We start from the raw sequence: 23,901 nt of genomic DNA on the forward strand, positions 1-23,901 counted from the left end.
TTCTGCAGCCCAGCCTCCTTTCCGCCGATAACGCGCGCAAGGAGGAACACCGATGCCCATCACCATCGAGGCCGTTCTCTCGATCCTGATCACGGCGGTCAGCTGGCTGGCCGCGCCCGCCCAGGCCGCGCCGGCGCGCGACGCCGCCGTTCCCGCCGCGTTCATCCGCGCCGCCGGGGACCGCTTCGAGATCGTGCGCGGCGGCGTCGCGCGTCCCGTCTTCTTCCGCGGGGTGAACCTCGGGGCCGGCGCGCCGGGTCACTTCCCCGGAGAGTTCGCCTTCACCAAGGACGACTACCGGCGCTACATCCGATTCGCGCGCGATCTCCACGCCAACGCGATCCGGCTCTACGCCGTGCACCCTCCGGCGTTCTATCAGGCCCTGCGCGAGGAGAACGCCGCGCACCCCGACCGGCCCGTCTGGCTCTTCCAGGAGGTCTGGACCGAGCTGCCCGAGTCGGACGACTTCTGGGATCCCGCGTTCACCGCCGGGTTCGACGCCGACGTGCGCTCCGCCGTGGACGCGGTCCACGGCAACGCGCTGGTCGCGCCGCGGCCGGGGCACGCCTCGGGGCGCTACGACGCCGACGTCTCACCGTGGCTCGCGGGCTGGCTCCTGGGGCGCGAGTGGGAGCCCTACGCCGTGCGGGCGACCGAGCGGAGCCATCCCGAGAAGACCTCCTTCCGCGGCGCCTTCTTCGCGGTGGAGGCGGGCACGCCCATGGAGACCTGGCTCGCGCGCGCGTGCGAGACCTCGGCCTCGTACGAGGCCACGCGCTACGGCGCGGCGCACGCCGTCTCGTTCGTGAACTGGCCGACGCTCGACGTGATGCGCCACCCCACGGAGACCGAGCGGGGCGGACGGGAGGCGGAGCACGACGAGGACGCCTATTCCGTCGATCCCGTGCGCATCCGCCCCGTGAAGAACGCGGCGCTCGATCGGACGTTCCGCGGCTACTTCGCGAACTACCACGTCTATCCCTACTACCCGGACTTCATGAATCTCGACCCGGGCTACGCGGCCACGCGCGACCGCCACGGCGCCTGCTCCTACGCCGGATACCTCCGGGACCTGAAGGCGCACACGCGCGGCATCCCGCTGATGATCGGGGAGTACGGGGTGCCGACGAGCCGCGGCATCGCGCACCGGCAGCCGCAGGGGATCGACCATGGCGGCGCCTCGGAGCGCGAGCAGGGGGAGCGCGACGTGCGCATGCTCGAGGACATCGCGGACACGGGATGCGCCGGATCGCTCCTCTTTGCGCTGTTCGACGAGTGGTTCAAGGTGAACTGGCTGGTCGCAAGGATGGAAGCGCCGCGCGAGCGCGACCCGCTCTGGCACAACCTCCTCGATCCCGAGGAGAACTACGGCCTGATCGCGTTCGATCCGCCCCCCAGGATCCGCGTGGACGGCGCGACGGCGGACTGGCGGGGCGTCGCTCCGTACGCGAGCGACCCGGGCGGCGCCTGGCTCAAGGCCCTCTATGCGACGTGCGACCAGGATCGCCTCTACCTTCGCTTCGACGTCGATCCCCATGCCTCGCGTCCGCCCGCGGCGGTCGGCGCCGCGATCGACGTCCTGGATCCCGGCCGCGGGGACACGCGGCTTCCCGCGCCGCTCCGCGCGGTCTGGTCGCGGGGGGCGGAATTCCAGCTCGTGATCGAGCCCGGCGACCCGCGCCGCAATGGCGAGGGCGCGCGGGCGGAGCTGTTCGTCGACCGGAGCACCAACTGGTCGGGCTGGTCGCGCCTTCTGGATCACGGCCTCTTCGCCGGAAACCGGGCCCCGTTTCGCCCGGTGGCCAACGACGACGGCCGCTACGTCCCGCTCCTGATCGAGACCAATCGCGAGCGCGTGGCCCGGAATGGAACGGTCTCCCCGGCGCTCCACCTCGACTGGGGGCGCCTCTCCTACGGCGCCGAGCGCACGCCCGCCGGCGCCGCGCCCGGGGATTCGAGCGTGGCCTACGACCCGCACACCGAGTGGTGCATGGACCGCGCGCGCGGCGTCATCGAGGTCGCGATCCCGTGGGGACTCCTCAACGTCTCCGACCCCTCGAGCCGCTCGGTCCTGGACGACGACCCGGCCACCCGCCAGACCGAGGTCTCGCCCACGGCCGGGATCGGGTTTCTCGCCTGGGGCACCTCCGCCCGTGGATTCGAGGCCGATTCCCTGGGTCCCTCGCGGACGGGCGTCCGCGCCGCCAACCGCATGGAATGCCAGTACCTGGGACCCCCGGGCACCACCCAGACCGCCGCCGGCGAGGAGGTCCGGGTCGCGACGCCCCCCCGCGTATCTCTACTTTGGAACGGCTGGGAGCAGCCGATAACGCGGGAAAGGGCCAAGGAATCGTCGGCCCTCGTGCGTCAAGCCTTCGAGGGAATGGAGTCCCGTGAGTCGGAAGCCAACCGGAATCAGGACGCGCTCCGCTAGACCGCGCATGGCCGCGGCGACGGCGGCATTCCTGGCCGCGTCCGCGCTCGCCGCTCTGTTCGCCTCGCCGTCCGTTCCGGCCGCGCGCGCCGATCCCGACCCCGATGCACTCTCCGCCGCCAAGACGCTGGAGCGCCGCGCGGCGGAGGATTCGTCCGATGCCGAGTCGGCGCTCGCCGAGGCCCGCCGCCTGGCCGACGCGAAGAAGTTCAATGAGGCCGCGACCGTGCTGCGCGGCCGGCTCGCGGCCGATCCCCACGACGCCGACGCGCGATCGCTGCTCGCGCGCGTGCTCGCGTGGGGCCGCCATTACGACGAATCGATCGCCGAGTATCGGACGCTGCTCGCGCAGCGCCCGGACAATGCGTTCGACCGCGCCGGCTACGCGCGGGTGCTGGCCTGGTCGGGGCGCTCCGAGGCTTCGCTCCGCGAGTTCCGCCGCGCCGTTCGCGCCGACTCCACCGATCTCGAAAGCCGCGTGGGCTACGCGCGCGCTCTCTCCTGGGCCGGCGACCTTCCCGGCGCTTCCACGGAATACCGCGGCATCCTGAGCTCGAATCCGGCGTACGGCGACGCGTGGCTCGGCTATGCGACGGTCGCCCGCTGGCGGGGGGCCCCGGCTTCGTCGGACCGCTTCCTCGAGCGCGCGGCCCACGGCAGCGCCGACACCGAAGCGATGGACCAGGAGCGCGAGGCCGTGCGGGACGCGCTCGGCCCCTCGATCGGCGCCGGCGTCACCACGGCGCACGAGCGCCAGTACGTGGCCGCCGCGCCCGATTTCACGATCGAGAGCACGGGCCCCTTCGCGCAGGCGCGCGCGACCCTCGCGCACGCGGCGACGGTCACGGCGCGCGTGTCGCGCCTGGCGCAGTTCGAGCGCCGCCTGGGTCCCCCCGTCGCGGGGACGACGCTCAACTACGACGTGGACATGACCGTGCTGCGCGCCGACGCCGCGCTGACCCGGGCCTATCCGTTCCTGCTGAGCGCCGGCGTCGAGAGCCGCGCGATCGAAGCGGGAAGCCCCAACGTGATCTACCCGCTGCGCGGCGACGACCGCTTCTTCGGCTGGAACGCGCGCGCCTGGGGATTCGCGGGGCGCTGGACGCCCAGCGTTTCGATCCGCCGCGACTACGTGCCGATCAAGGACGACGCCGGACTGCCGGAGATCCAGGCGGGGCGGCAGACCGTGGCGGCAGGCGACCTGGCTTATCAGGGGAACGCGCGCGCCACCCTGAGCGCGGGCGCCGAGCACGGCTCCTATTCGGACGGGAACGACCGGAATACCCTGCACGCCGGCGTTGCCTATCGGCTGCGCCCGGCCCGTCCGGGCCTGACCGCCGACTACGGCATCTCGTTCACCGATTTCGACACGTCGTCGGCCTCCTACTTCACGCCGCTCAAGAGCACGCGCCACGCCGCGGGCCTGGCGCTCACGGGATACTCCGAGAAGGCGTCGCTCGACTGGGGGGCGCGCTACCAGTTCTCGGCGGTCCTCTCGTCCAACTTCGAGAACATCTACACGAGCACCTGGTCGGGCTGGGTGAACCTGGTCGCGGGCGGGTCGGTCCCGCTCGGCCTCGAGGGCTCCTACTCGAGGGACAACAACGCCTACGAGACCTGGTTTGTCGGGGTCTCGGGAGCCGTCCGATGGTGAGGGCGGCGAGGAGGATCGCATGATCGACTACCAGTCGCTGGTGATCACGCTGGGGCTCCTGCTCGGAATCCTGGCGCTCACCACGATGGCGGCGGTCGTGAACAAGATCCACTCGACCCGGGAGGAGGATTCCCGGAAGCGCTTCCTGGACCGCCTGCGCCAGCAGTTCCTCCTCCTGGCTTCGGACGGGGACCGGCCGGCCTCGTATCGGGAGATCGCCAACGGGCTCACCGGCCGCTGGTCGCAGCTCGCCGCCGAGGAGGTCAGCCAGCTCGAGCTCTCGCTCCGCCTCGACGTGATCCGCTCCCTCGAGGAGCAGGGCGTGATCGCCCATTACCTGCGCGAGACGAAGAGCCCCCTCAAGTGGTCGCGCGCCCATGCGCTCCGCCTCCTGGGCGAGCTCAAGGTGCCGGCGTCGGTGCCCGCGCTCCTGGCCGCGCTCGAGGACAAGGACCCCGACGTGCGCAACGTCGCCGCGCGCGCCCTCGGCAGGATGAAGCTCCAGGCCGCCGAGGAGGCGCTGGTCGGGCTCTTGGGCAAGCACGAGCAGTCGGTCTCGGCGCGCATCGCCGCGATCTGCATCGAGATGGGCGCCCGCACCGCGCCGCTCCTGATCCGCGCGCTCCGCGACGGAACGCCGAAGGCGCGCTTCTGGGCCGCCCGCATCCTGGGCGAGATCCGGGAAGGCCGCGCGGCGCGCTCCCTGGGCGACGCCCTCCTCGATCCCGAGCCGGACGTCCGCTCGGCCGCGGCATGGGCGCTGGGCGCAGTGGCCGACCGGTCCACGGCCGGGATGGTCGAGGCGGCGCTCCGCGATCCGGTCTGGTTCGTTCGCGCGCACGCCGCCGAGGCGCTGGGCAAGATCGGCGACTCCACGATGGCCGGGGCGCTGGGCCGGATGCTCGAGGACCGCTCCTGGTGGGTGCGCAAGAACGCGCTGGACGCCCTGGTGCTGCTGGGCGAGGCGGCCAAGCCGGCGCTTCACCTGGCCCTGCAATCGAACGACCGGTTCGCGCGCGACTGCGCCGCGGAGGGCCTGGCCACGCTGGGCGTGCCCGCGGTCCCGCCCCAGCGGGCCGCGACGGGAGGCTGACATGCACGCGATCGACGCTCCGACCTGGCTCTTCCCGACGCTCAACGTCGTGAGCATCGTCGTGCTCGTCTACTTCACGGCGCTCCAGCTCGTGCTCTTCACGCTGCTCATCGTCTCGTTCTTCGACATGCGCCGGCGGCTGGCCCAGAACTTCTACGCCGACTACGAGGCGGTGGCCAAGTCGCACTTCACCTTCCCGATCAGCGTGCTCGTCCCCGCCTTCAACGAGGAGACCACGGTGGTCGAAGCGGTGCGGTCCGTGCTCTCGCTCGACTATCCCCAGCACGAGGTGATCGTCATCAACGACGGCTCCTCCGATGGAACGCTGGCGCGGCTGACCCGCGAATTCGGACTCGTGCGCCGCGAGACGATCGTGCGCCGGAGCATCCCGACCGACACGGCCCTCCGGGGCATCTACCGCTCGCCGACGATCCCGAACCTGGTCGTGGTGGACTTGGAGCACGCGGGTAAGAGCGCTGCGCTGAACGCGGGCATCAACGTCTCGCGCTATCCCCTCTTCTGCACCATCGACGCCGACTCCGTATTCCAGGAGAACGCGCTGCTCCGGGTGGTGCGTCCGTTCCTGGAGGATCCCGATCGCGTGATCGCGGTGGGCGGCCAGGTCCGCGTCGCCAACGGCTGCAAAGTGGAGCGCGGCCGCGTCGTGGACCCGCACCTGCCGCAGAACATCCTGGCCGCGTTCCAGGTGGTGGAATACCTGCGCGCCTTCGTCGCGAGCCGCCTCGGGCTCTCGGCCATGAACAACCTGCTCATCCTCTCGGGCGTGTTCAGCCTGTTCCGGAAGGACGTGGTCGTGGAGGTGGGGGGCTACCGCTCCGACGTCGTGACCGAGGACATGGAGCTGGTCCTGCGGCTCCACCACGCGATGCGCGAGCAGGGGAGGCCCTATTCGGTGGTGTTCCTGCCCGATCCGATCTGCTGGACCGAGGTGCCGCAGGGGGTCCGCACGCTGGCCCGGCAGCGGGGGCGCTGGCACCGGGGGCTGCTCCACTCGCTCTGGCTCCATCGCTCGATCTTCTGGGAGAAGAAGTCGGGGTCCCTCCGCTGGCTCGGCATGCCCTACTACGTCCTGTTCGAGCTGCTCGGGCCGGTCGTGGAGGTGATCGGCTACATCGTGCTCCCGATCGCCTACTTCATGGGCTTTCTCTCCCCCCTCTATTTCTGGGCGTTCCTCTTCCTGTCGGTGACGTCCGGGGCCTTCCTGTCGATCTCGGCGGTCTTCCTGGAGGAGCTGTCGTTCGGGCTCTACCGCTCCTGGGGCGACTTCGCCCTGATGATCGCGATCGGCGTGATCGAGAATTTCACCTACCGCATCCTCACCCTCTTCTTCCGCCTGGGCGCCATGGTTGATATCCTCTTGGGACGTGGCGGCTGGGGGAAGCAGGAGCGCGCCGGCTTCGGGCGCGCGGAGGCCGCTTCCGTCAAACCCTGATCGGCGCCACGACCCATCCCTGCCGGAGGGAGCTCCTCGTTTGCGCGCCGTCTTGGGGATCGCGCTGGCCTGCCTGATGATGTCGGCGGGCCGGGCATCCGCCGCTCCACCGCTCTATCCTTCGAATCCCGCGCGCGGACGCTCCACGGCGCTCCAGGCGCCGCGGATCCCCCCGAAGCAGCCCGGGCTGGACGCGCCGTCCCAGGTCCGGACGACGGTGGGCAGCAAGTACAAGGTCCTCGTCATCCTCCTCCAGTTCACCGATCACCCCGCGGACACGCTGAACCACACGACGGCCGATTTCGCCGATCTCCTGTTCTCGAAGGGAACCCGTCCCGGCGGAAGCCTTCGCGACTACTACAACGAGGTGTCGGGGGGCGCCTTCGACGTCGACGGCGTCGTGACCCGGTGGTACACGGCCCCGCGGCCCTACACCGACTACGTCGGCACGGATGGCGGGCAGGGCCCTGGCCCCCTCAACGCGCAGGTGATGGCGCTCGACGCCATCCGTCTCGCGGAGCCCGACGTGGACTTCACCCAGTTCGACAATGACGGGCCCGACGGCATCCCGCACGACGGCGATGACGACGGCGAGGTGGACGGAATCTTCGTCGTCCATGCGGGTCCGGGCGCCGAGGAGACGGGCATCCCCACCGCGGACATCTGGTCGCACAAGTGGAACGTGCCGGGACCGCGGGGAGGAACGACCGCCGACGGCGTGGTCGTCTACGACTACACCACGGAGCCCGAGGAATGGTCCATCAACTCGCCCTGGACCACGAAGGGCGAGCTGATGACGATCGGGGTCTTCTGCCATGAATTCGGGCACGTGCTCGGACTTCCCGACCTCTACGACACGAGTGGCCTTCCCGGGGCGAACGAGGGGCTGGGCGAGTGGGATCTGATGGCCTCGGGACTCTTCAATCACCTTCCCGGCAAGACGGTGGGAAGCTGCCCCGCGCATCTCTCGGCGTGGTCCAAGGAAGCTCTCGGCTGGCTCCAGCCCACGTGGGTGACCCAGGACAGCACCGGCGTGACGATCCCCCCGGTGGAGACCTCGGGACGCGCGTTCCGTCTCTGGACCAACGGGGTCGAGGCCGGAGAGTACTTCCTCGTGGAGAACCGCCAGCCGATCGGGTTCGACGCCGCGCTCGTGAAGTCCACGATGGAGCGGGATTCGACCGCGGCGCACGGTCTCATGATCTATCACGTCGATACCGGGATCATCGGGAACAACACGGCATCCCACAAGCAGGTGGACATCGAGGAAGGAGGCGGCATCGAGGCCGCGTCGGGCTTCACCGGGGTCCAGAATCTCGACCTGGCGCGCGGATCGGCGGCCAGCGAGCCGGCGTGCGAGGGGCAGGTGATCGTGGTCGGAAACCGCGGCGATCTCTACGATCCCTGGCCCGGCGCGGGAGCGCGCGGCGCGTTCGACGCGAACAGCTGCCCCAACAGCGACTCCTACTGCGGCGGAATCTCGCAGGTGGCGATCCGGAACATCGCCGAGGCGGCAGCGCAGCCCCGGGACGTGACGGCCGACTTCTTCGTCAGCGGGACCTCGGTGCGCCGAGGGGCCGTCACGGTGGACGACTCCCCCTTCCTCGGGAACACCAACAATGGAAACGGGCTCGCCGAACCGGGTGAGACCGTCCGGATCCACATCCCTCTGCAGAACCTGGACACCACGCCGACGGGCGTCCTCACGGCGCGGGTGGCCGTCACCGAGCCCTACGCCGGACTCCTGGCCGACTCGGTCTACTACGGCGCCCTGGGCGGGGCAGCCTCGGACACCGGCTCGGTCATCTTCGCCGCCATCAACCCGACTCCCGATCCGCGCGGCTGCAACATCACCATCGCGGTCTCCGATCCCGCCGGCCTCGTCCTGGCCGACAGCGTGCAGATCCTGATCGGCCAGCGCAGCGGCCTCTGCGAGGACTTCGAGAACGGCACCGTGCACCGGTGGGTTTCCGTGCCGCTCGGCTGCGGAGGCGTCAGCGAGTGGCACCGCGAGGCGGGCGTCAACCACACCCCCGGCGGCTCCTGGGCCTGGAGACTGGGGCCGTTCGGCTTCATCGGCCACTACGCCGCGTCCCAGGACGCGCGCCTCGTGAGCCAGCCGGTCCGGCTCACGGGCACGAGCGATACCCTCTCCTTCTGGCAGCGCTACGACAGCGAGTTCGCCTTCGACGGGCTGACGGTCGAGATCTCGACCAATTCCGGGGCCACCTGGACGCCGCTCAACCCGGTGGGCGGCTACAACACCGGGGACCGCTTCAGCGGCACCCAGACCACGTTCACGCGCGTCGACGTGCCGCTCACGGGCTATTCGGGAATCGTCCAGTTCGCGTTCCGGTTCCGCTCCGAGCCCCCCAACGAGGGCCTGGGCTGGTGGATCGACGACGTGCTCGTGGGAGGCACCTCCGCTTGCGCGGCCACGGCGATCGCGATCGCGAGCTTCGACGCGGCGGCCGAGCCTCCCGGCGGCCCCGCCGCGGTCCGCCTGTCGTGGAGCGTTGCCGACCCGGCCGCAACCTCGGTGGGGATCGACCGGGAGGGCGACGATGGGCCGCGGCGGCGGATCGCCACGGTGCCCGCCTCCGACGGAGGCTACCGCGACGCCGACCTCGCCGCCGGCGCCTACCGCTACTGGATCACCGCCTCCCGCGAGGGAGAGCCCGCCGCCGAGGCGGGCCCGATCGCGGTGACGGTCGGCGAAGCGCCGCGGGTGCTCGCGCTCTCGTCCGTGCGGCCGAACCCCTTCCGCGCCGGCGCTTCGGTGGCCGTCTCCCTGGACCGGAGCGGCCCCTTTATGGTACGCGTGTTCACCGCGGACGGACGGCTCGTCCGCACGCTGGCCCGCGGAGCGGGCCGGCCCTCCGATCTTCGGCTCACCTGGGACGGAACGGACGGGCGGGGACGCCCGGCGGGAGCGGGGATCTACTTCTTCGAGCTGCGCTCCGGAAGCCGGACGCGCGTGCAAAAGGCGGTGCTCCTGCGATGAGCGGCTCCACCACGACCCGGATCGACGGCCCCCTGGTCACCCTCGAGGTGCCGGGGCCCGAGCATCTCCCGGCCATCTGGAAGGTCTACCTGGACGCCCCCGACTACTTCGAGGCGCTGACCGGCTCCTCCGATTTCGACCCGACCGACGTGGAGATGATGTACGAGGAGGCGATCGCCGACGAGAGCCGCTTCTACTTCGCGGTCCGGCGCACCGACACGAAGAGCCTGATCGGCACGATCGAGATCGAGTCGGGCTCCGACGAGCACCCGGCCGCGCTCCGGGGCCTCGTGATCGCCCAGGGAGAGCGGGGCCGGGGCTACGGCCGCGCCGCGCTGGAGATGGCGGAGCAGTTCCTGGGAGACGAGCTGGGCGTTCCTTCGATCGCGGCGGAGGTGCCGGAGGGGTACGACGACGGCGAGCGCTTCCTCGAGGCGATGGGCTACCGCCAGCGGCGGCTCAGGTCCGGCGACGTCCGTTGGGTGAAGCGCCTGTCGGAGGAATAGCCGGGGCTTCGGCCGCCCCGTTCGGGCCCTGCTTCGTCTCGATCGCGCGGTTGGTGCGCGCGATCAGGTCCTCCACGTCGAACGGCTTCGCCACCACGAAATCGACGCCGTGCCCCACCACCATCTCTTGGCTGATCGTGGCCCCCCATCCGGTCACCAGCCCCAGGACGACCGAGGGGCTCCCTTCCTGGCGCACGGTCCGCGCCAGCTCCCACCCGCTCACGTCCGCCATGCCCAGGTCGGTCAGTACCACGTCGAAGGCCCCTTCCCGGAAGCGCTCGATCCCTTCGAGGCCCGAGGAGGCGGCGGTCACGACGTGCCCGGCTGCCGCCAGCGCCTCTTCCAGGACGTGGAGCAGCTCGAGCTCGTCGTCCACGACCAGCACCCGCGCGGATCTCCGGCTGGGGTCGGCCTGCCGCGGGGACGCCGGCCGATCGAGCCGATCGGTCACCGGGAAGCGCATGCGCACCACGGTGCCGCGGCCCACCCCGGTCTCCACCTCGATCGTCCCCTGGTGGCGCGACACGATGCCGTAGACCATCGAGAGCCCCAGGCCCGTTCCGGAGAGGCCCTTCGTCGTGAAGAAGGGCTCGAACATGCGGCTCCGCACGTCCTCGTCCATGCCGATGCCGTCGTCCGCGACCTCGATCACGGCCTGTCCCCCCTCGGCGCGGCAGCGCACGTCGATGCGCCCTCCGCGCGGAAGGGCGTCCACGGCGTTGAAGATCAGGTTCGTCATCGCCTCCCGGATCTCGGCGCGCGAGCCCAGGATCGAGGGGGCGTCGGCTGCCTCGATCCGGACCTCCACCTTGACGCCTCGCCGCTCGGCGTCGTTCTTCCACTTGCCGCGCGTGATCTCGACCACTTCCTCGGCGATCTCCGCCAGCTCCAGCGACTCGTGCGCGCGATCCTCGCGCACGCGGCTGAACTGCTGGATGCGGCGCACCGCCTCGCCGCCGTCCATGGCGGCCTGCCGGATCACGTTGAGCCCGGAGACGAGCGCCGGATCGCCGGTTCGAGACAGGAGGAGCTGCGTCCGGCCGAGGATGATGCCGAGGTTGTTGTTGAAGTCGTGCGCCACGCCGGCCGCCAGCTCGCCCAGGGCGCGCAGCTTCTCGCCCCGCACCAGCCGGTCTTGAAGGTCCCGGAGCGCGGAGACGTCGGAGACCAGGACCATCGCCGCCGGACGATTCTGGAAGACGAGCGGAGCCGTCTGCACCTCGACCGGAATCCGCCGGCCGACCGGCTGGACGATCTCGGTCGTCCGCTGCGTGGCCGCGGCGTTCGTGCCTTCGAGGGCTTCGCGCAGCGGCTCCTGCGCCTCGCCGTCGAAGAGGACGAGCGGGTCGAACCCCGGATGGAGCAGCTCCGACTCGAGCCGGTCCGCCATCTGGGCGATGGCGCGGTTCGCGAAGACCGCCTTCCCCCTCTGCACGATGAGGAGCCCTTGCGGGCTCGACTCGACCAGCACGCGGTACTTGGCCTCGGACTCCGCGAGCGCGTGGGTCCGCGCCTCGACGGCGACCTCCAGCGACTGGTTCAGGCGCGCAAGATTCTCGCGGCTCGCGAGCACCTCCGCCTGCTGGCGCTGCACCTCGTCCGACATCCGGTCGAAGTGCCAGGCCAGGGTCTCCAGCTCGTCGCCCGTCTGGAGGTTCACGCGCTGGGAGTAGTCCCCCTTCGCCACCGCGCGCGTCGCCGAGACGAGGCGGTCGATCGGTCGGGTGATGCTCCGGGCGGCGGCGCGCGCCGCGAAGAGGCAAAGGATGGCCGCGAGGATGCCCGCCACCACGAGGTGCTGCCCGAGCGCGGCGATCTCCTGATCCATGCTCTCGAGCGAGACCCCGACGCGCACCGTGCCCCACTTGACCCGGTAGCCGTCCACGTAGACGGGAAGCAGGATCTCCAGCACGCGTGGGCGGCCCGGGGCCGCGGGCGGGATGAACTTCCACTGCTCCTCCCGCACGGCGTGCGCCGCGTAGTCGTCGGCATCGCGCGGCGGCTGCCCGAACGAGTTCCGCACGCGGCTGTCGGCGGCGATCTGCCCCTCCTTGTCGTAGATCACGACGTAGGCGATCTCGCCCCCCGCCTGCGACCGGCGAGCGGCCTGGTTCAGGGCGATGTAGTTGTAGGAGAGGAGTGAGGGGGTGGAGAGCCACGCGATGCTCCGGGCCACGGCGAATCCGCGCTTCCGGGTCTCTCGGAGGAGCGAGTCGCTCTCGCTTCGCACGAAGAAGGTGACCGCCGCCGCCACCAGGCCGACCACGATGATGCCGAACGTGAGGAAGATGCGCGCGTGAAGCCCGGCGCGCGGCCGGCGCGGGGCCCCCGCGGGCTCCGTCTCGTCGATCGGGGTCATCGAGCGGCGCTGCGTGGGTCGATGGAGGCGTCGGGCCCGGTGAACCGGAGCTTCTCCATCTGGATCGTCGAGATCCCGAGCGGGTTCATCTCCAGCCCGAGAACGTCGTCGCGGATCCCGATGAAGCTGGCGGTGTGGTAGAGCGGGATGAAGGGCGCCTCGCGCACGATCGCTTCCTCGGCGCGGCGATAGGCGGCCGTGCGACCGTCCGGGTCGGCGGAGTTGCGTGCGACGTCCAGCAGCGAGTCCACGCCGCGGCTCCGGAAGCCGAAGTAGTTGGTCGAGGAGGTGGAGTAGCCGAGGGCGCGGAGGAACGTGTCCGGGTCGGGAATGTCGGCGACCCACGAGAGCGCGAAGAGCGCGGCCTTCCGGCCCGTGATCAGGCTGTCGAGGACGCCCCAGGGCTCGTAGCGCAGCCCCACCCGGATCCCGGCCTCGGCGAGTGAGCGCACCATGATCGTGTCGGCGAGGCGGCCGCTCACCGAGCTGTTCGATTTCCAGAGCGTGAGCGGCGGGAGGGGGTGCGCGGGACCGTAGCCGGCGGCGGCGAGGAGGGCGCGGGCCGTGACGAGGTCGCGCATGTAGGCTTTCTGGGACGGACCGTAGCCGGGCAGCCCCGGCGGCAGGATTCCGGTCGCGAGCGATTTCCCCTCGGGGCTCGAGCTCAGCATCGCCTGCCGGTCCATCGCGAGCGCGATGGCGCGGCGCACGCGCGCGTCGTCGAGCGGCTTGATCCGCGTGTTCATGCCGACGAAGGCGAGGCTCAGGTCGTTCCACTTGAGGACCGCGATCCCGGGTCGCGCGCGGAACTCCTCGATGCGGGAGAGCGGGAGCTGGCTCAGGGTGGCCTGCCCGTCGAGGAGCGCGTCGGCGCCCTGGGCCGTCACGTCGCCCGGCGGCGCGAAGAAGACGAGCGTATCGATCCCCGGCGGCCCCATGAAGTAGCCCGGATCGGCCGCGAGCACGATCTGGTGCGCGTCGCGCCGCACGAACCGGAAGGGCCCCGTTCCGACCGGATGGCGTTCCAGCGCCGCCCGTCCCTCGCCGGCGATCTCCCGCGGGACGGCCGCGGTCTGGTCGAGGGCGAGCGCGGTGAGGAGCGCGCTGTAGGGCCGCGTCAGCGTGATCTCCAGCCGGCTCCGGTCGAGCGCGCGGATGCCGCGGATCCGGGTCGCCTTGCCGCGGGTGAACTCGGCGACCCCCGCGATCGCGTCGAGGTAGTTCGCGGCGAGCCCTTCCGACCGGAACGGCTCGCGGAAGACGCGGGTCAGCGAGTATTCGAAATCCTGGGCCGTCACCTCGCGCCCGTTGTGGAAGCGCACGCCGGGGCGGATGTGGAAGACGTAGCGCAGGCCGTCGCGGGAGATGGTCCAGCTCTCGGCGATCTGGGGCGTCGGCTCGAGATCGGAGGTGAGCCCCACGAGGGGGCTGTAGATCTGGGCGACGATGCTGGAGGAGTAGGAGTCGGAGGCGAGCGCCGGATCGAGGGTGCTCGGGTCCTCCTGGTAGAAGCGGAAGGTCGTGGCGGCGTGGGCAGCGGGCGGATGCTTGGCCGTTTCCGAGCGTTCCTTCCCCTTCCGGCGCTGATGCTCCACGAGCGCCGGAACCGCCAGCGCGGCCAGAACAGCGAGGAATACGGCCCCCGTCAGGAGCTGGGCGCCGGATGGACGGATCCGGGGAGTCATGTGGTTATCTATCGGTGCGATGACGCGGGTTCTTGAGACTGGCCGCCGACGGGGCGGGAAAAGCAGGCCGGCAGGGCTACCCGGCTAAGTAGCTATCTGGAAATCGGTTCCATGGAGTCGCCGTTACTCCTCGGGACCCCCTCCGGGCCCGGACCGGGCGCGTTTCGTCTCGCTTCGGCGCCGCTTCGCCTGAAGGCGCGCCTCGACGGCCCCGCGCGTCGCGGTCGTCCGCCTCCGCCGCTTCCGCGGCACCAGCGCGGCGCCCACCATCGCGCGCAGCCTCTCGATCGCCGCTTTCCGGTTTCCGCGCTGCGTCCGCTCGGTCCGGCTCACGACCCGCACCGTGCCGTCCTCGTGCAGGCGCCGGCCGAGCGCGGCCCGGAGCCGCTCCTTCTGCTCCGCGCTGAGCGCGCCGGAGGCCTCGACGTTCCAGAGCGCCTCGACGCGCGTCTCCACCTTGTTCACGTTCTGGCCGCCCGGACCGCCCGAGCGCGACGTCCGGAAGACGATCTCGGCCAGCGGGGGGATGCCGGTCACGACAGCAGCGCCGGGAGCTCCCGCTGGATCGGCTCGGCGGTCACCACCGCTTCCCCCCGGTCGAGCAGCAGGTTCACCTCGGTGCGCACGCCGAAATCCTCGAAGTAGACCCCCGGTTCCACCGAGACGAGCGTCCCCTCGAGGAGGCGGCGCTCGTCGCGCGTCTCGAAGTTGTCCAGGTGCACGCCGTTTCCGTGAACCTCGCGTCCGATGGAATGCCCCGTCCGGTGCAGGAACCGGGCACCCAGGCCGCGCGCCTCGATCACCGCCCGCGCCGCGTCGTCCACGTCGGCGCCGCGCACCGGCGTCTTCGACGCGAGCGCCTCGCGCACGCGCGCGATGGCCGCGTCCCGCGCGTCGCGCACGGCGAGGAACGCGGCGCGGTGGCGCTCCGGGGGCGAGGGCCCGAGCCAGGCGACCTGCGTGTAGTCGGCATAGACCGCGCGCGGCCCCTTCGCCTTGGCCCAGAGATCGATCAGCAGGAAGTCCCCGGCGCGGATCGGCTGGTCGGTGGCCGGCGACGTGGCGAAGTGGGGATCGCCCGAGTGCGCGTTCACCGCGACCGCCGGGGGGTCGCCGAAGACCAGGTCGTGCTCGGCCAGCCGCTCGATCAGGAATCGCTGGAGCGAGACCTCCGTGAGCGCCGTTCCCGCGCCCTCTTTGGCGCGGGCCGCGTCGCGCGCGCGCGCGAACGCCGCGGCCAGGATCCCGCTGAGGAGATCTCCCGTGCGGCGGTGGTCCCGGCGCGCGTCGGGATCCAGCACGCCGTCGAAGCGCTGCGCGAGATCGGCCGAGGAGACGACCTGCGCCCCGGCGGCGCGCACCTGCTCCAGCGTCCCTCCGTCCACGCGCGAAACGTAGGGCAGCCGAGCCGACGGGGAGTACTCCATGGCGAGCGCGGGAGCGTAGCCCCCGCTCGAGCCGTGCTGGCGCACCGCGTCCTGGACCAGGCCGGCCAGGCCGCGGTCCAGCTCCTGCCAGGTGAGATAGACCACGGCGCTCCCGGGCAGGTGGTCCAGGGCCCGCGGCTCGATCCGGTGCACCAGCTTCCGCGGCTCGCCGCGCGCCGGAACCAGGTAGAACCAGCGTCGCGTGGTCTTCGCCGCGTTGGGCGCCGACTCCATCCCGAGCACCGCGCGGGCGATCGGGTTCGTCCCGTGGAAATCGAAGAGGAGCCACCCCGCGAGGCCGTCCTCGCGAAGCGCCTCCTGGATCCGGTCGACGAGCGCCGCCGCGCCGGAGCCGGGCAGCGCGCTCATTCCGGCTCCGCCGCCGCGCTGCCGTTTTCGTGGGCGGCTTCCCCGCGCAGGCGGCGCAGGGTCTCCTCGCGAAGCTCCGCGATCCCCTCGCGCTTCGCGGCCGACACGAGCACGGCGCCGGGATAGCGCGCCCGCAGCCCGTAGCGTTCCTCCTCGGGAATCGCGTCGATCTTGTTGAACACCAAAAGCCGCGGCCGGGAGAGCGCGCCCAGGGACTCCAGGACGGCCTCCACGGCTTCGATGTGCCCGTCGGGGTCGGGCTCCGCCGCGTCCACCACGTGCATCAGGAGGTCGGCCTCGACCACTTCCTCGAGGGTCGCGCGGAACGAGGCGATCAGATGCGGCGGGAGCTTCCGGATGAACCCCACCGTGTCGGTGAGCAGCGCCCGCTGCTTCCGGGCGCCCGGGCCCTCGGCCGCGAAGGCGCGCGTCGTGGGATCGAGCGTGGCGAACAGCTGATCCTCGACGTAGACCGAGGCGCGCGTGAGGGCGTTGAAGAGGGTCGACTTGCCGGCGTTGGTGTAGCCGACGAGCGATACCTTGAAGCAGTCGCGGCGCCCCTTCCGCTGCACGCGGCGCTCGCGCACCACGCCCTGGAGCTCGCGCTTCAGCTTGGCGATCCGCTCGCGGATGCGGCGGCGGTCCACCTCGAGCTGCGTCTCCCCCGGCCCCCGGGTGCCGATCCCACCGCCGAGACGCGACAGGTGCTCCCACATGCGGGTGAGCCGCGGCAGGAGATATTCCAGCTGCGCCAGCTCGACCTGGAGCCGCGCCTCCCGCGTGCGGGCGCGCCGGGCGAAGATGTCGAGGATGAGGCCGCTCCGGTCGACGACCTTGAGCTCGAGGTCCTGCTCGAGATTCCGGGCCTGGGCCGGGGAGAGGTCGTCGTCGAGGAGGAGGAGCGAGGAGCGGGTCTCCCCCGCGATCTCCCGCACCTCGTCGATCTTCCCCTTGCTGAGGAAGGTGGCGGCCCGCACGGGGCCGCGCCGCTGGAGCACTTCGCCCGCGACGCTCGCGCCCGCCGTCTCCGCGAGGAGCCGGAGCTCCGTCAGCTCTTCACCGGGCGGGGCACCCCGTCCCGAGCGCCCCGCGAGCACCGCGCGCTCGTGGCGCGCCGCGGCGCGGGAGGCGTATTTCGGGGCCATGCTCACGGGCTACGCGGGCGCGACCTCCAGCTCGTAGGGAATGTTCGTGAGGTTCTCGACCGAGCCGTCGGGCTTCACCCAGGCCACGTCCTCGATCCGGATGCCCAGGCCGCGCGAGGGATAGTAGAGGCCCGGCTCGACGGTGAAGAGGCTCCCCGCCTCGATCCGGTCCCTGTTCGCGGCGTTCCCGCTCAGGTTGGGCCGCTCGTGGATCTCGAGCCCGATGCCGTGTCCCAGTCCGTGCACGTATCCCTCTTCCAGCCGCTCGTCCTGGCGGATCGTCTTGTGCCCGCGCGCCTCGAACAGGTCGCAGACCTGCTCCTGGTAGGTGCGCCCGGGGCTCCCCTCGTGGATCGTCTCCATCGTGCGGTCCACCGCTTCGCGCACCAGCGCGTGCAGGTCGCGGAGCTCGGAAGGCGCCCTGCCGACGCAGATCGTCCGCGTCACGTCGAAATAGTACCCTCCGCCGCTCTGCACCGGGAAGAGGTCGATGACGATCGGCTTCCCCTCCTCGAGCACGTCGGCGTCGTTGCCGGAGTTGTGCGGCACGCCCGCGTCCCGTCCCATGGCGATGATGTTGCCGTGCGGCTCCTCGAGGCCCGCCTCGAAGAAGACGCGGCGCACCTCGGCGCGAAGCCGCCCGATCGTGACCCATCCCTGCGCGTCCTTGAGCTTCGCGCCCTCGAGGCGCCCGCCGGCGATGACCTGGCGCACGCGCGCGAAGGCCCGCTCGCACACGCGTCCCACGGCGCGCACCGCCTCGACCTCGTCCGCGTCCTTGGTGAGCCGCGCCTTGAGGAAGAGTCCGGGATCGGTGTCCTCGGCCAGGGTGATCCCCGGCATCAGCTCGCGAAGACGGTTCAGCACGTGATAGCCGCGCCCGACGTCCATGATGCCGCCGATCAGCACAGGGCCGTTCGTCACGCCGGCCCGGTCGAGTACGCGCTCGATCAGGCGCGCGTAGGCGCGCAGCGAGGAGGATTCCTCGGCGAGGATCTTCGAGTAGGCGAAGTCGCCGTACTCGGCGCGCTCGAAGCCGGTTTCGACGGCGGCGTCGCGCTCCATCCCGCCGTGCAGCAAAAACGGCGTCGCCCCCGCGCGGCAGACGATGATGCCGGTCGTCATGTGCGCCGCGGGCGGGCCCGCGACGTAGCGGAACGTGGGATTGGGGAACTCGCCCTTCAGGACGACCGCGGCCGCCAGGCCGCGCTCGCGCAGCAAGAGATCGATGTCGCGCTTCACGGTGGTTCTCCCGTGCGCGCCGTCACGCGGCGGTGCGGCGGCGGTCTAGGTGCGGAACAGCACGCTCTCGTTGGAGAAGAGCCGCACGGCGACGACCAGCATGAGCGCCGCGAGCGCGCAGCTCGTTCCGATGGCCGTGACCGCGTGCAGCGAGTTCACGGTGTCGGTGAGGATTTCGCGCTGCAGGAGCGCGGTGTTCAGGACCGGGATGAAGAAGCGGGAGGGCGCCGGAGTCTGCTGCCCGAAGCTTCCCAGTCCCAGGAAGATGGTCGCCATGTAGAAGTACGAGGCATAGGCCTGCCCCTCGCGCATCCCCCGGGCGAAGCAGCCGATCGCGACGAGCGTCGCCGAGATGAACACCGCGGCGGGGATCATCGTGAGGAGGAGGAGCACCGCCTTGTCGGGCCCGACCAGGAACTGCATCGACTGGCGCTGCGCGCCCGGGATGAGCGGCGCGATCACGTTGAAGGTCAGGAAGAGCCCGGTGATCCCCGTGAGAGCCCCGGTCAGGGACGCCGTGAGCACCGCCATCGTCTTTCCCAGCACCAGCTCGGTCCGCGTCGCCGCGGTCGCGAGGATGGTCTCGAGGGTGCTCCGCTCCTTTTCGCCGGTCGTCGCGTCCACGGCCATGTGCATCGAGCCGGCCGCGACCAGGAAGACCAGGAGATACGGGATCAGGAGCGCGGCGAAGAAGCGCCCCATCTCGTCCTTGGAGGAGACGTCGCGCTTCTCCACCGTGAAGGCCGGCGGCGCCTGCGCGTTCGCGCCGAGCGACCGCGCCCAGTCCACCGTGAGCGCGCGGCGCACCTGGTCCAGCACCGGCTCGAGCCGCTCCGCCGCCTGCGACGAGCGGTTCTCCGACTCCTTGTAGACGAGCTGGACCTTGGCGCTGTCGCCGGCGGCGACGCGCGCCGCGATCCCCTCCGGAACCTCGAGCACGGCGTCCACCTTCGCGCTCTCCAGACGCGCGGGGACCGCCGGGAGCGAGACGGCCTCCACGCCCGGCACGGCGCGAAGGGAATCGGCCAGCCCGGGGATCTGCGCCTCGCCCACCATGCCGATGCGGAGCGCGAGCGCCCGCGCGTCCTCGGCGTTCTTGTTCTGGATCCAGGACATGAAGCCCATCATCGCGGGATAGAGGATGAAGGGGAACACGAAGATGGCGAAGAGCGAACGCCCGTCGCGCAGCGCGTCGATGATCTCCTTGCGATAGACGGCGAGAGTCTTGGAGGTCACCGCCGGCTCTCCGCGGCGGCGGTCGCTCCGACCACGTCCACGAACACGTCCTCGAGCGACCGGCTGGAGGAACGGCTCCGCACGGTCTCGAGCGGCCCGTCGGTCAGGAGACGCCCCTCCTCGATGATCCCGATCTCGTCGCAGATCCGCTCCGCCTCCGTCATGATGTGCGTCGAGAAGATCACCGTCCGCCCCTTCCCCTTGAGGTCCTGGATCAGGCGCAGCACGTTCCTCGCGCCGATCACGTCGAGGCCCGCCGTGGGCTCGTCGAAGATCAGCACCTCGGGGTCGTGGAACACGACGCGCGCGATCGAGACCCGCTGCTTCATGCCGGTGGACATGCGCCCGATGCGCACGTCGAGGAGATCGGAGAGCCCGAACGGCTCCGTCAGCTCGGTCATGCGGGAGGCGATCGCGCTCTTCGGCATGCCGGCAAGCGCGCCGAAGTACTGGAGCAGCTCCTTCCCGGTCAGGCGGTCGTAGAGCTTGGTGTCGCCGGAGAGATAGCCGATCCTGCGCCGCACCTCCGCGGGCTTCTGCACGATGTCGTAGCCCGCCACGGTGGCGGTGCCGCTCGTCGGAACCAGGATCGTCGCGAGCATGCGCAGCGTGGTGGTCTTGCCGGCGCCGTTTCGTCCGAGGAGGCCGAAGACCTGTCCGGGGCGGGCCGTGAACGAAACGCCGCGCACGGCGGGGATGTCACCCTTCTTCCGATCGTGGAACGTTTTCGAGAGCTCGGTGACCTGGATCAAGGATTCTCCCGGTGGCGTGGGGGACGGCCGCGGGCGCGGCCGGTGGCGGGCGAGTCTAGGGGAGCCGTCGCCGCGGTGTCAACGCGCGCCGGAATCCCGGCTTGAAGCTTGGCGTCTAAAGGGTTACGATCGGGCACCGACGCGAAGGGTTCCCGTAACCACAACGTAATCAAGCACTTCGAAGGAGCCGGACTGAATGGCCGACACCATCACGCAGGTTACCGACAGCACATTCGACGCCGAAGTGCTGAAATCCAACATCCCGGTCCTGGTCGATTTCTGGGCCGAATGGTGCGGCCCCTGCCGCATGGTGGCTCCGGTCGTCGAGGAAGTCGCCCGGCAGTATCAGGGCAAGGTGAAGGTCGCGAAGGTGGACGTGGACCAGAATCAGCGCATCGCGGTCCAGTTCCAGATCCGCAGCATCCCCAGCCTCTACATCTTCAAGGACGGAAAAGTCGCGGGCGCGATCGTGGGCGCCGTGCCGAAGCAGCAGATCACGTCGGCGCTGGACAAGGTTCTCGTCTAGGGGACCCGTCCGGGCCGCCGCGCCACGGAGGGCGCGCGGCCGCGCCGGCGTTCACACCGCCGATTCCCTGCAGATCGGCCGGCACGCGCAGCGCCGGCACGCATACTCGCTCGGGCGCGCCTGGAATGCTCCCGCGCGGATCGAGCCCGAGACGGCGGCGATCTTCTCCCGCGTCTTCTCGATCCGCGCCTCCGTCATCGTCGCCGCGCCCGACGTTCCGGCCGTGACGAACCGAAGCTCCACGCGATCGGGCATCCGCCCGGTCATCTCCCGCCAGGCCAGGGCGTACACCGAAAGCTGGAGATCCTCTTTCGCGCGCTGATCGGCCCGCTCCTCGTCGTCCATCTCCGCCGTCTTGTAGTCCACGAGCACCGTTCCTTCCGCCCCCTCGTCCACCCGATCGATCCGCCCGGTCAGCAGGACGTCGCCGAGGCCGAGCCGGAACGGCCGCTCCACCGCGGCCGGCATCGGCCCCGCCTCGATCTCCCGCTCATGAAAGGCCCGCAACGCCAGGACTCCCTGCTGGAAGCGCGCCGCCTCGTGCTCGGGGGAGAGGTGCCCGGCGCTCCGCCACGAGGCGCGGAACATCTCGAGCGTCTCCTCCAGCGCGGGGGGCGCGCCCGCCATGCGGCGCGCGAGCGCGAACGCCGCGGCGCGATGGACCGCCTGGCCGAAGTTCACGCGCGGATCGGGCGGCAGGATGGCGCCGACGCCGAGCACGTGGAGGAAGCGGTAGCGGAGCGGGCAGGCCGCGTAGTCGTCGAGCCGGCGGAAGGAGAGCGCAAGCGGCGCGCCGGCGGGCTCGGGCGGCGCTTCCGGCGCCGCCCCGCGCTCGCGGTGCTCCTCCAGCATCTCGACGGCGCGGCGGCGCGTCCGGGCCGGGACCGGCTTTCCCAGGTCGAACGCTTCCGAGAGGAAGAGGCTCCGCGTCCGCTCGGATTGCGTTCCATAGTCGCGGGCGTAGGTGGCGACCAGCTCTTCCCGCGCGCGGGTGAACGCGACGTAGCAGAGGCGCCGCTCCTCCTCGCGATGCTGCGCGGCGCGGCCGAGCTCGGCGCGCTCCGCGGCGCGCGATTCCTCCCCTTCGGCGGGCAGCTCCGGCGAGCGGCTCCGGTACTTCGTCGGAAACCGATCGGTCGCGGCCTGCACCAGGAACACGACCGGAAACTCCAGCCCCTTCGCCTTGTGGATGGTCAGCACCTGGACCACGTTCGAAGCCGCGTCCAGGTCGGCCACCGCGGGATCTTCGCCGTACTGCTGGATCGCCTCGAGGTGGCGGAGGAAGAGCGCGACGCGATCGGCCAGCGCGACCTTCTCGAAGGACCGGATGATGTGGAAGAACTTCACCAGATTGCGGGCCCTCCCCTCGTCCTCGTACGAGGGGGACGCCATGAGGTCCCGCAAAATCCCCCTCCGTTCGAGATAGCGGTAGAGCACCTCGCCGGTGCGGCGCCCCTTCGCGTACGACTCCAGGTCGTCCAGGTCGCGGAGGAGCTCGTCGATCCGGGCGACTCCGGCCTCGGACAGATCGGCCACGCCGCCGCGCGTCGCGCTCCGGAAGAGTCCGCGCAGGGTTCCGGGCGTGTCCCGGAGCCGGTGCATCAGCCGCCCCAGGTCCTCGTCGGGCACGCCGTATCCCTCCGACGCGAGGAGATAGAGGTGCTCGGGGCGCGAGTCCTGGTAGAGGGACTGGAGGAGCGCCACGAGCTGCTTCACCTCGGGGCGCTGGAAGAGGCCGCGGCTGCCGGAGAACCAGTAGCTGATCCCGCGCTCGTCCAGAGCGCGCAGGAACGGCTCGGCGTGCTCGTTCGTGCGGACGAGGATGGCGTAGTCGCGCCAGCTTCGCCGCCCGTCGGCCACGCCGCGCTCGATGGCGTCGGCCACCCACCGCGCCTCCTCCGACTCGGTCGCGAACTCGCGGCACTGCGGTGCCATGCCGCGGCTGTGCGCGGTCAGCTCCTTCGCGATGCCGTAGCGCACCTCCAGCCGCTCCCGGTTCATGAGGATCAGCCGGCGGGCGACCGTCAGGATCTCGCTCGTGCTCCGGTAGTTGTTCCGGAGCACGATCTCGCGCGTGTCGGGATAATGCTGGCGGAACTCGAGGATGTTCTTCAGATGGGCGCCGCGGAAGCGGTAGATGCTCTGATCGTCGTCCCCCACGACCACGAGATTTCGGTGCCGCTCGACCAGCCGGCGCACGATCTTGAACTGCACCGGGTTCGTGTCCTGGAACTCGTCGACGAGCACGTACCGGAAGCGCTCCTGGAACCGCCGCAGCACCGCCGGGCTCTCCTCGAAGAGCCGGTGCGTCAGCGCGAGGAGGTCTCCGAAGTCGAGGAAGCCGGCTTCCCAGAGCATCCGGTTGTAGGCGTCGTACGCGAGCGCCAGCTCGAGGTCCCGCTCGGCCTGGTCGCGCACGGCGGGGTCGGGGTCGCCGAGCCGCGCCTCGGCGCGGACGCGAAGCTCCTCGGCGCTCCAGGGCTCGTCCTTGGCGCGGCTGAAGTAGTCGGCGAGCGCGTGGAGGTAGCGCGTGGGGTCGGAGAGCGGCGCGTAGCGGCGAAGCGGAAGCTTCTCGATCCGCTCCGCCAGGAACAGCGCCTGCGCGGTCTTGTCGAGCACCGTCGAGCCGGGCGCGATGCCGATCTCCAGGCCGTGCCCCGCGAGCACCTCCTCCCCGAACGCGTGGAAGGTGGCCACGCGCACGTCCGAATAGCCGTAGGGGACCAGCAGGTCCACCCGTTCCTGCATCTCGGCCGCCGCCTTGTCGTTGAACGTCAGGGCCAGGATCTCGGAGGGGCGCGCGCGGCCGGTGGTAACGAGGTGGGCGATCCGGCGCGCGATGACGGTGGTCTTGCCGGTGCCCGCCCCGGCCACGACGAGGAGCGGGCCGTCGCAGTGCTCGACGGCGGCGCGCTGATCGTCGTCCAGCGCGACCGGCGCTTCGCCGGGCGCGGGGCCGTCTTCCGGCGGAGCGGCCGGGGTCGGAATTGGAGTCGGGGTCATGGAGATCGGGGTG

At 71.0% G+C, this 23,901-nt stretch carries 16 protein-coding genes; 7 read left to right on the forward strand and 9 right to left on the reverse strand.

Annotation, left to right across the window (positions count from 1 at the left end; genetic code table 11):
• Positions 1–52: 52 nt before the first annotated feature.
• The 6 genes from VE326_13290 to VE326_13315 are packed head-to-tail and all read left to right on the forward strand — an operon-like array spanning position 53 to position 10,144.
• Positions 53–2,434, forward strand: coding sequence for a hypothetical protein (locus VE326_13290; GenBank protein ID HYJ34179.1), 2,382 nt, complete (start codon positions 53–55; stop codon positions 2,432–2,434).
• Positions 2,435–2,441: 7 nt separating this feature from the next.
• A complete protein-coding gene (locus VE326_13295) occupies positions 2,442–4,088 on the forward strand; it encodes a tetratricopeptide repeat protein (GenBank protein ID HYJ34180.1) in 1,647 nt (548 codons plus the stop codon).
• 19 nt (positions 4,089–4,107) lie between these two features.
• On the forward strand, positions 4,108–5,181 hold the full coding sequence (locus VE326_13300) for a HEAT repeat domain-containing protein (protein HYJ34181.1): 1,074 nt from the start codon (positions 4,108–4,110) through the stop codon (positions 5,179–5,181).
• Between the two features lies 1 nt (position 5,182).
• Positions 5,183–6,634 carry a glycosyltransferase gene (locus VE326_13305; GenBank protein ID HYJ34182.1) on the forward strand — a complete coding sequence of 484 codons (1,452 nt, stop codon included), beginning with the start codon at positions 5,183–5,185 and terminating at the stop codon, positions 6,632–6,634.
• A 40-nt stretch (positions 6,635–6,674) separates the two neighbouring features.
• Positions 6,675–9,638 carry a M6 family metalloprotease domain-containing protein gene (locus VE326_13310; GenBank protein ID HYJ34183.1) on the forward strand — a complete coding sequence of 988 codons (2,964 nt, stop codon included), beginning with the start codon at positions 6,675–6,677 and terminating at the stop codon, positions 9,636–9,638.
• Positions 9,635–10,144 carry a GNAT family N-acetyltransferase gene (locus tag VE326_13315; GenBank protein ID HYJ34184.1) on the forward strand — a complete coding sequence of 170 codons (510 nt, stop codon included), beginning with the start codon at positions 9,635–9,637 and terminating at the stop codon, positions 10,142–10,144. The genes VE326_13310 and VE326_13315 overlap by 4 nt, the downstream gene beginning before the upstream one ends.
• Here VE326_13315 and VE326_13320 read toward each other — a convergent pair.
• The 8 genes from VE326_13320 to VE326_13355 form a co-directional block, all read right to left on the reverse strand.
• A complete protein-coding gene (locus tag VE326_13320) occupies positions 10,098–12,503 on the reverse strand; it encodes an ATP-binding protein (protein ID HYJ34185.1) in 2,406 nt (801 codons plus the stop codon). The genes VE326_13315 and VE326_13320 overlap by 47 nt on opposite strands.
• Complete coding sequence (locus tag VE326_13325; protein ID HYJ34186.1) at positions 12,500–14,188, reverse strand: ABC transporter substrate-binding protein; 1,689 nt, start codon at positions 14,186–14,188, stop codon at positions 12,500–12,502. Before VE326_13325 ends, VE326_13320 begins: the two co-directional genes overlap by 4 nt.
• Positions 14,189–14,311: 123 nt before the next feature.
• Positions 14,312–14,725, reverse strand: a complete 414-nt coding sequence (gene arfB, locus VE326_13330) for an alternative ribosome rescue aminoacyl-tRNA hydrolase ArfB (protein ID HYJ34187.1) — start codon at positions 14,723–14,725, stop codon at positions 14,312–14,314.
• Positions 14,722–15,984 carry a M24 family metallopeptidase gene (locus tag VE326_13335; protein ID HYJ34188.1) on the reverse strand — a complete coding sequence of 421 codons (1,263 nt, stop codon included), beginning with the start codon at positions 15,982–15,984 and terminating at the stop codon, positions 14,722–14,724. The genes arfB and VE326_13335 overlap by 4 nt, the downstream gene beginning before the upstream one ends.
• Complete coding sequence (hflX, locus tag VE326_13340; GenBank protein HYJ34189.1) at positions 15,981–17,129, reverse strand: GTPase HflX; 1,149 nt, start codon at positions 17,127–17,129, stop codon at positions 15,981–15,983. Before hflX ends, VE326_13335 begins: the two co-directional genes overlap by 4 nt.
• A gap of 9 nt (positions 17,130–17,138) precedes the next feature.
• Positions 17,139–18,371 carry a Xaa-Pro peptidase family protein gene (locus VE326_13345; GenBank protein HYJ34190.1) on the reverse strand — a complete coding sequence of 411 codons (1,233 nt, stop codon included), beginning with the start codon at positions 18,369–18,371 and terminating at the stop codon, positions 17,139–17,141.
• Between the two features lie 45 nt (positions 18,372–18,416).
• Positions 18,417–19,607 carry an ABC transporter permease gene (locus VE326_13350; GenBank protein HYJ34191.1) on the reverse strand — a complete coding sequence of 397 codons (1,191 nt, stop codon included), beginning with the start codon at positions 19,605–19,607 and terminating at the stop codon, positions 18,417–18,419.
• Positions 19,604–20,359, reverse strand: coding sequence for an ATP-binding cassette domain-containing protein (locus tag VE326_13355; GenBank protein HYJ34192.1), 756 nt, complete (start codon positions 20,357–20,359; stop codon positions 19,604–19,606). Before VE326_13355 ends, VE326_13350 begins: the two co-directional genes overlap by 4 nt.
• 196 nt (positions 20,360–20,555) lie before the next feature.
• On the opposite strand from VE326_13355, the gene trxA reads away from it, so the two are divergent.
• Positions 20,556–20,885 (forward strand): thioredoxin, encoded by a 330-nt coding sequence (trxA, locus tag VE326_13360; protein ID HYJ34193.1) that lies wholly within the window; start codon positions 20,556–20,558, stop codon positions 20,883–20,885.
• 51 nt (positions 20,886–20,936) lie between these two features.
• Here the strand turns inward: trxA and VE326_13365 are convergent, their stop codons facing one another.
• Entirely contained in the window at positions 20,937–23,888 is a 2,952-nt protein-coding gene (locus VE326_13365; protein HYJ34194.1) for an ATP-dependent DNA helicase, read from the reverse strand.
• Positions 23,889–23,901: the final 13 nt, after the last annotated feature.

This window comes from Candidatus Binatia bacterium, assembly GCA_035631035.1.
Classification (GTDB): Bacteria; Eisenbacteria; RBG-16-71-46; order SZUA-252; family SZUA-252; genus DASQJL01.

Excerpts from the sequence above, each read along its gene's own strand:
- VE326_13325 (HYJ34186.1), bottom strand. The coding sequence starts at position 14,188 with ATGACTCCCCGGATCCGTCCATCCGGCGCCCAGCTCCTGACGGGGGCC.
- VE326_13300 (HYJ34181.1), top strand. The coding sequence starts at position 4,108 with ATGATCGACTACCAGTCGCTGGTGATCACGCTGGGGCTCCTGCTCGGA.
- VE326_13320 (HYJ34185.1), bottom strand. The coding sequence starts at position 12,503 with ATGACCCCGATCGACGAGACGGAGCCCGCGGGGGCCCCGCGCCGGCCG.
- VE326_13365 (HYJ34194.1), bottom strand. The coding sequence starts at position 23,888 with ATGACCCCGACTCCAATTCCGACCCCGGCCGCTCCGCCGGAAGACGGC.
- trxA (HYJ34193.1), top strand. The coding sequence starts at position 20,556 with ATGGCCGACACCATCACGCAGGTTACCGACAGCACATTCGACGCCGAA.
- VE326_13335 (HYJ34188.1), bottom strand. The coding sequence starts at position 15,984 with ATGAGCGCGCTGCCCGGCTCCGGCGCGGCGGCGCTCGTCGACCGGATC.
- hflX (HYJ34189.1), bottom strand. The coding sequence starts at position 17,129 with ATGGCCCCGAAATACGCCTCCCGCGCCGCGGCGCGCCACGAGCGCGCG.
- VE326_13290 (HYJ34179.1), top strand. The coding sequence starts at position 53 with ATGCCCATCACCATCGAGGCCGTTCTCTCGATCCTGATCACGGCGGTC.
- VE326_13305 (HYJ34182.1), top strand. The coding sequence starts at position 5,183 with ATGCACGCGATCGACGCTCCGACCTGGCTCTTCCCGACGCTCAACGTC.
- VE326_13315 (HYJ34184.1), top strand. The coding sequence starts at position 9,635 with ATGAGCGGCTCCACCACGACCCGGATCGACGGCCCCCTGGTCACCCTC.
- VE326_13295 (HYJ34180.1), top strand. The coding sequence starts at position 2,442 with ATGGCCGCGGCGACGGCGGCATTCCTGGCCGCGTCCGCGCTCGCCGCT.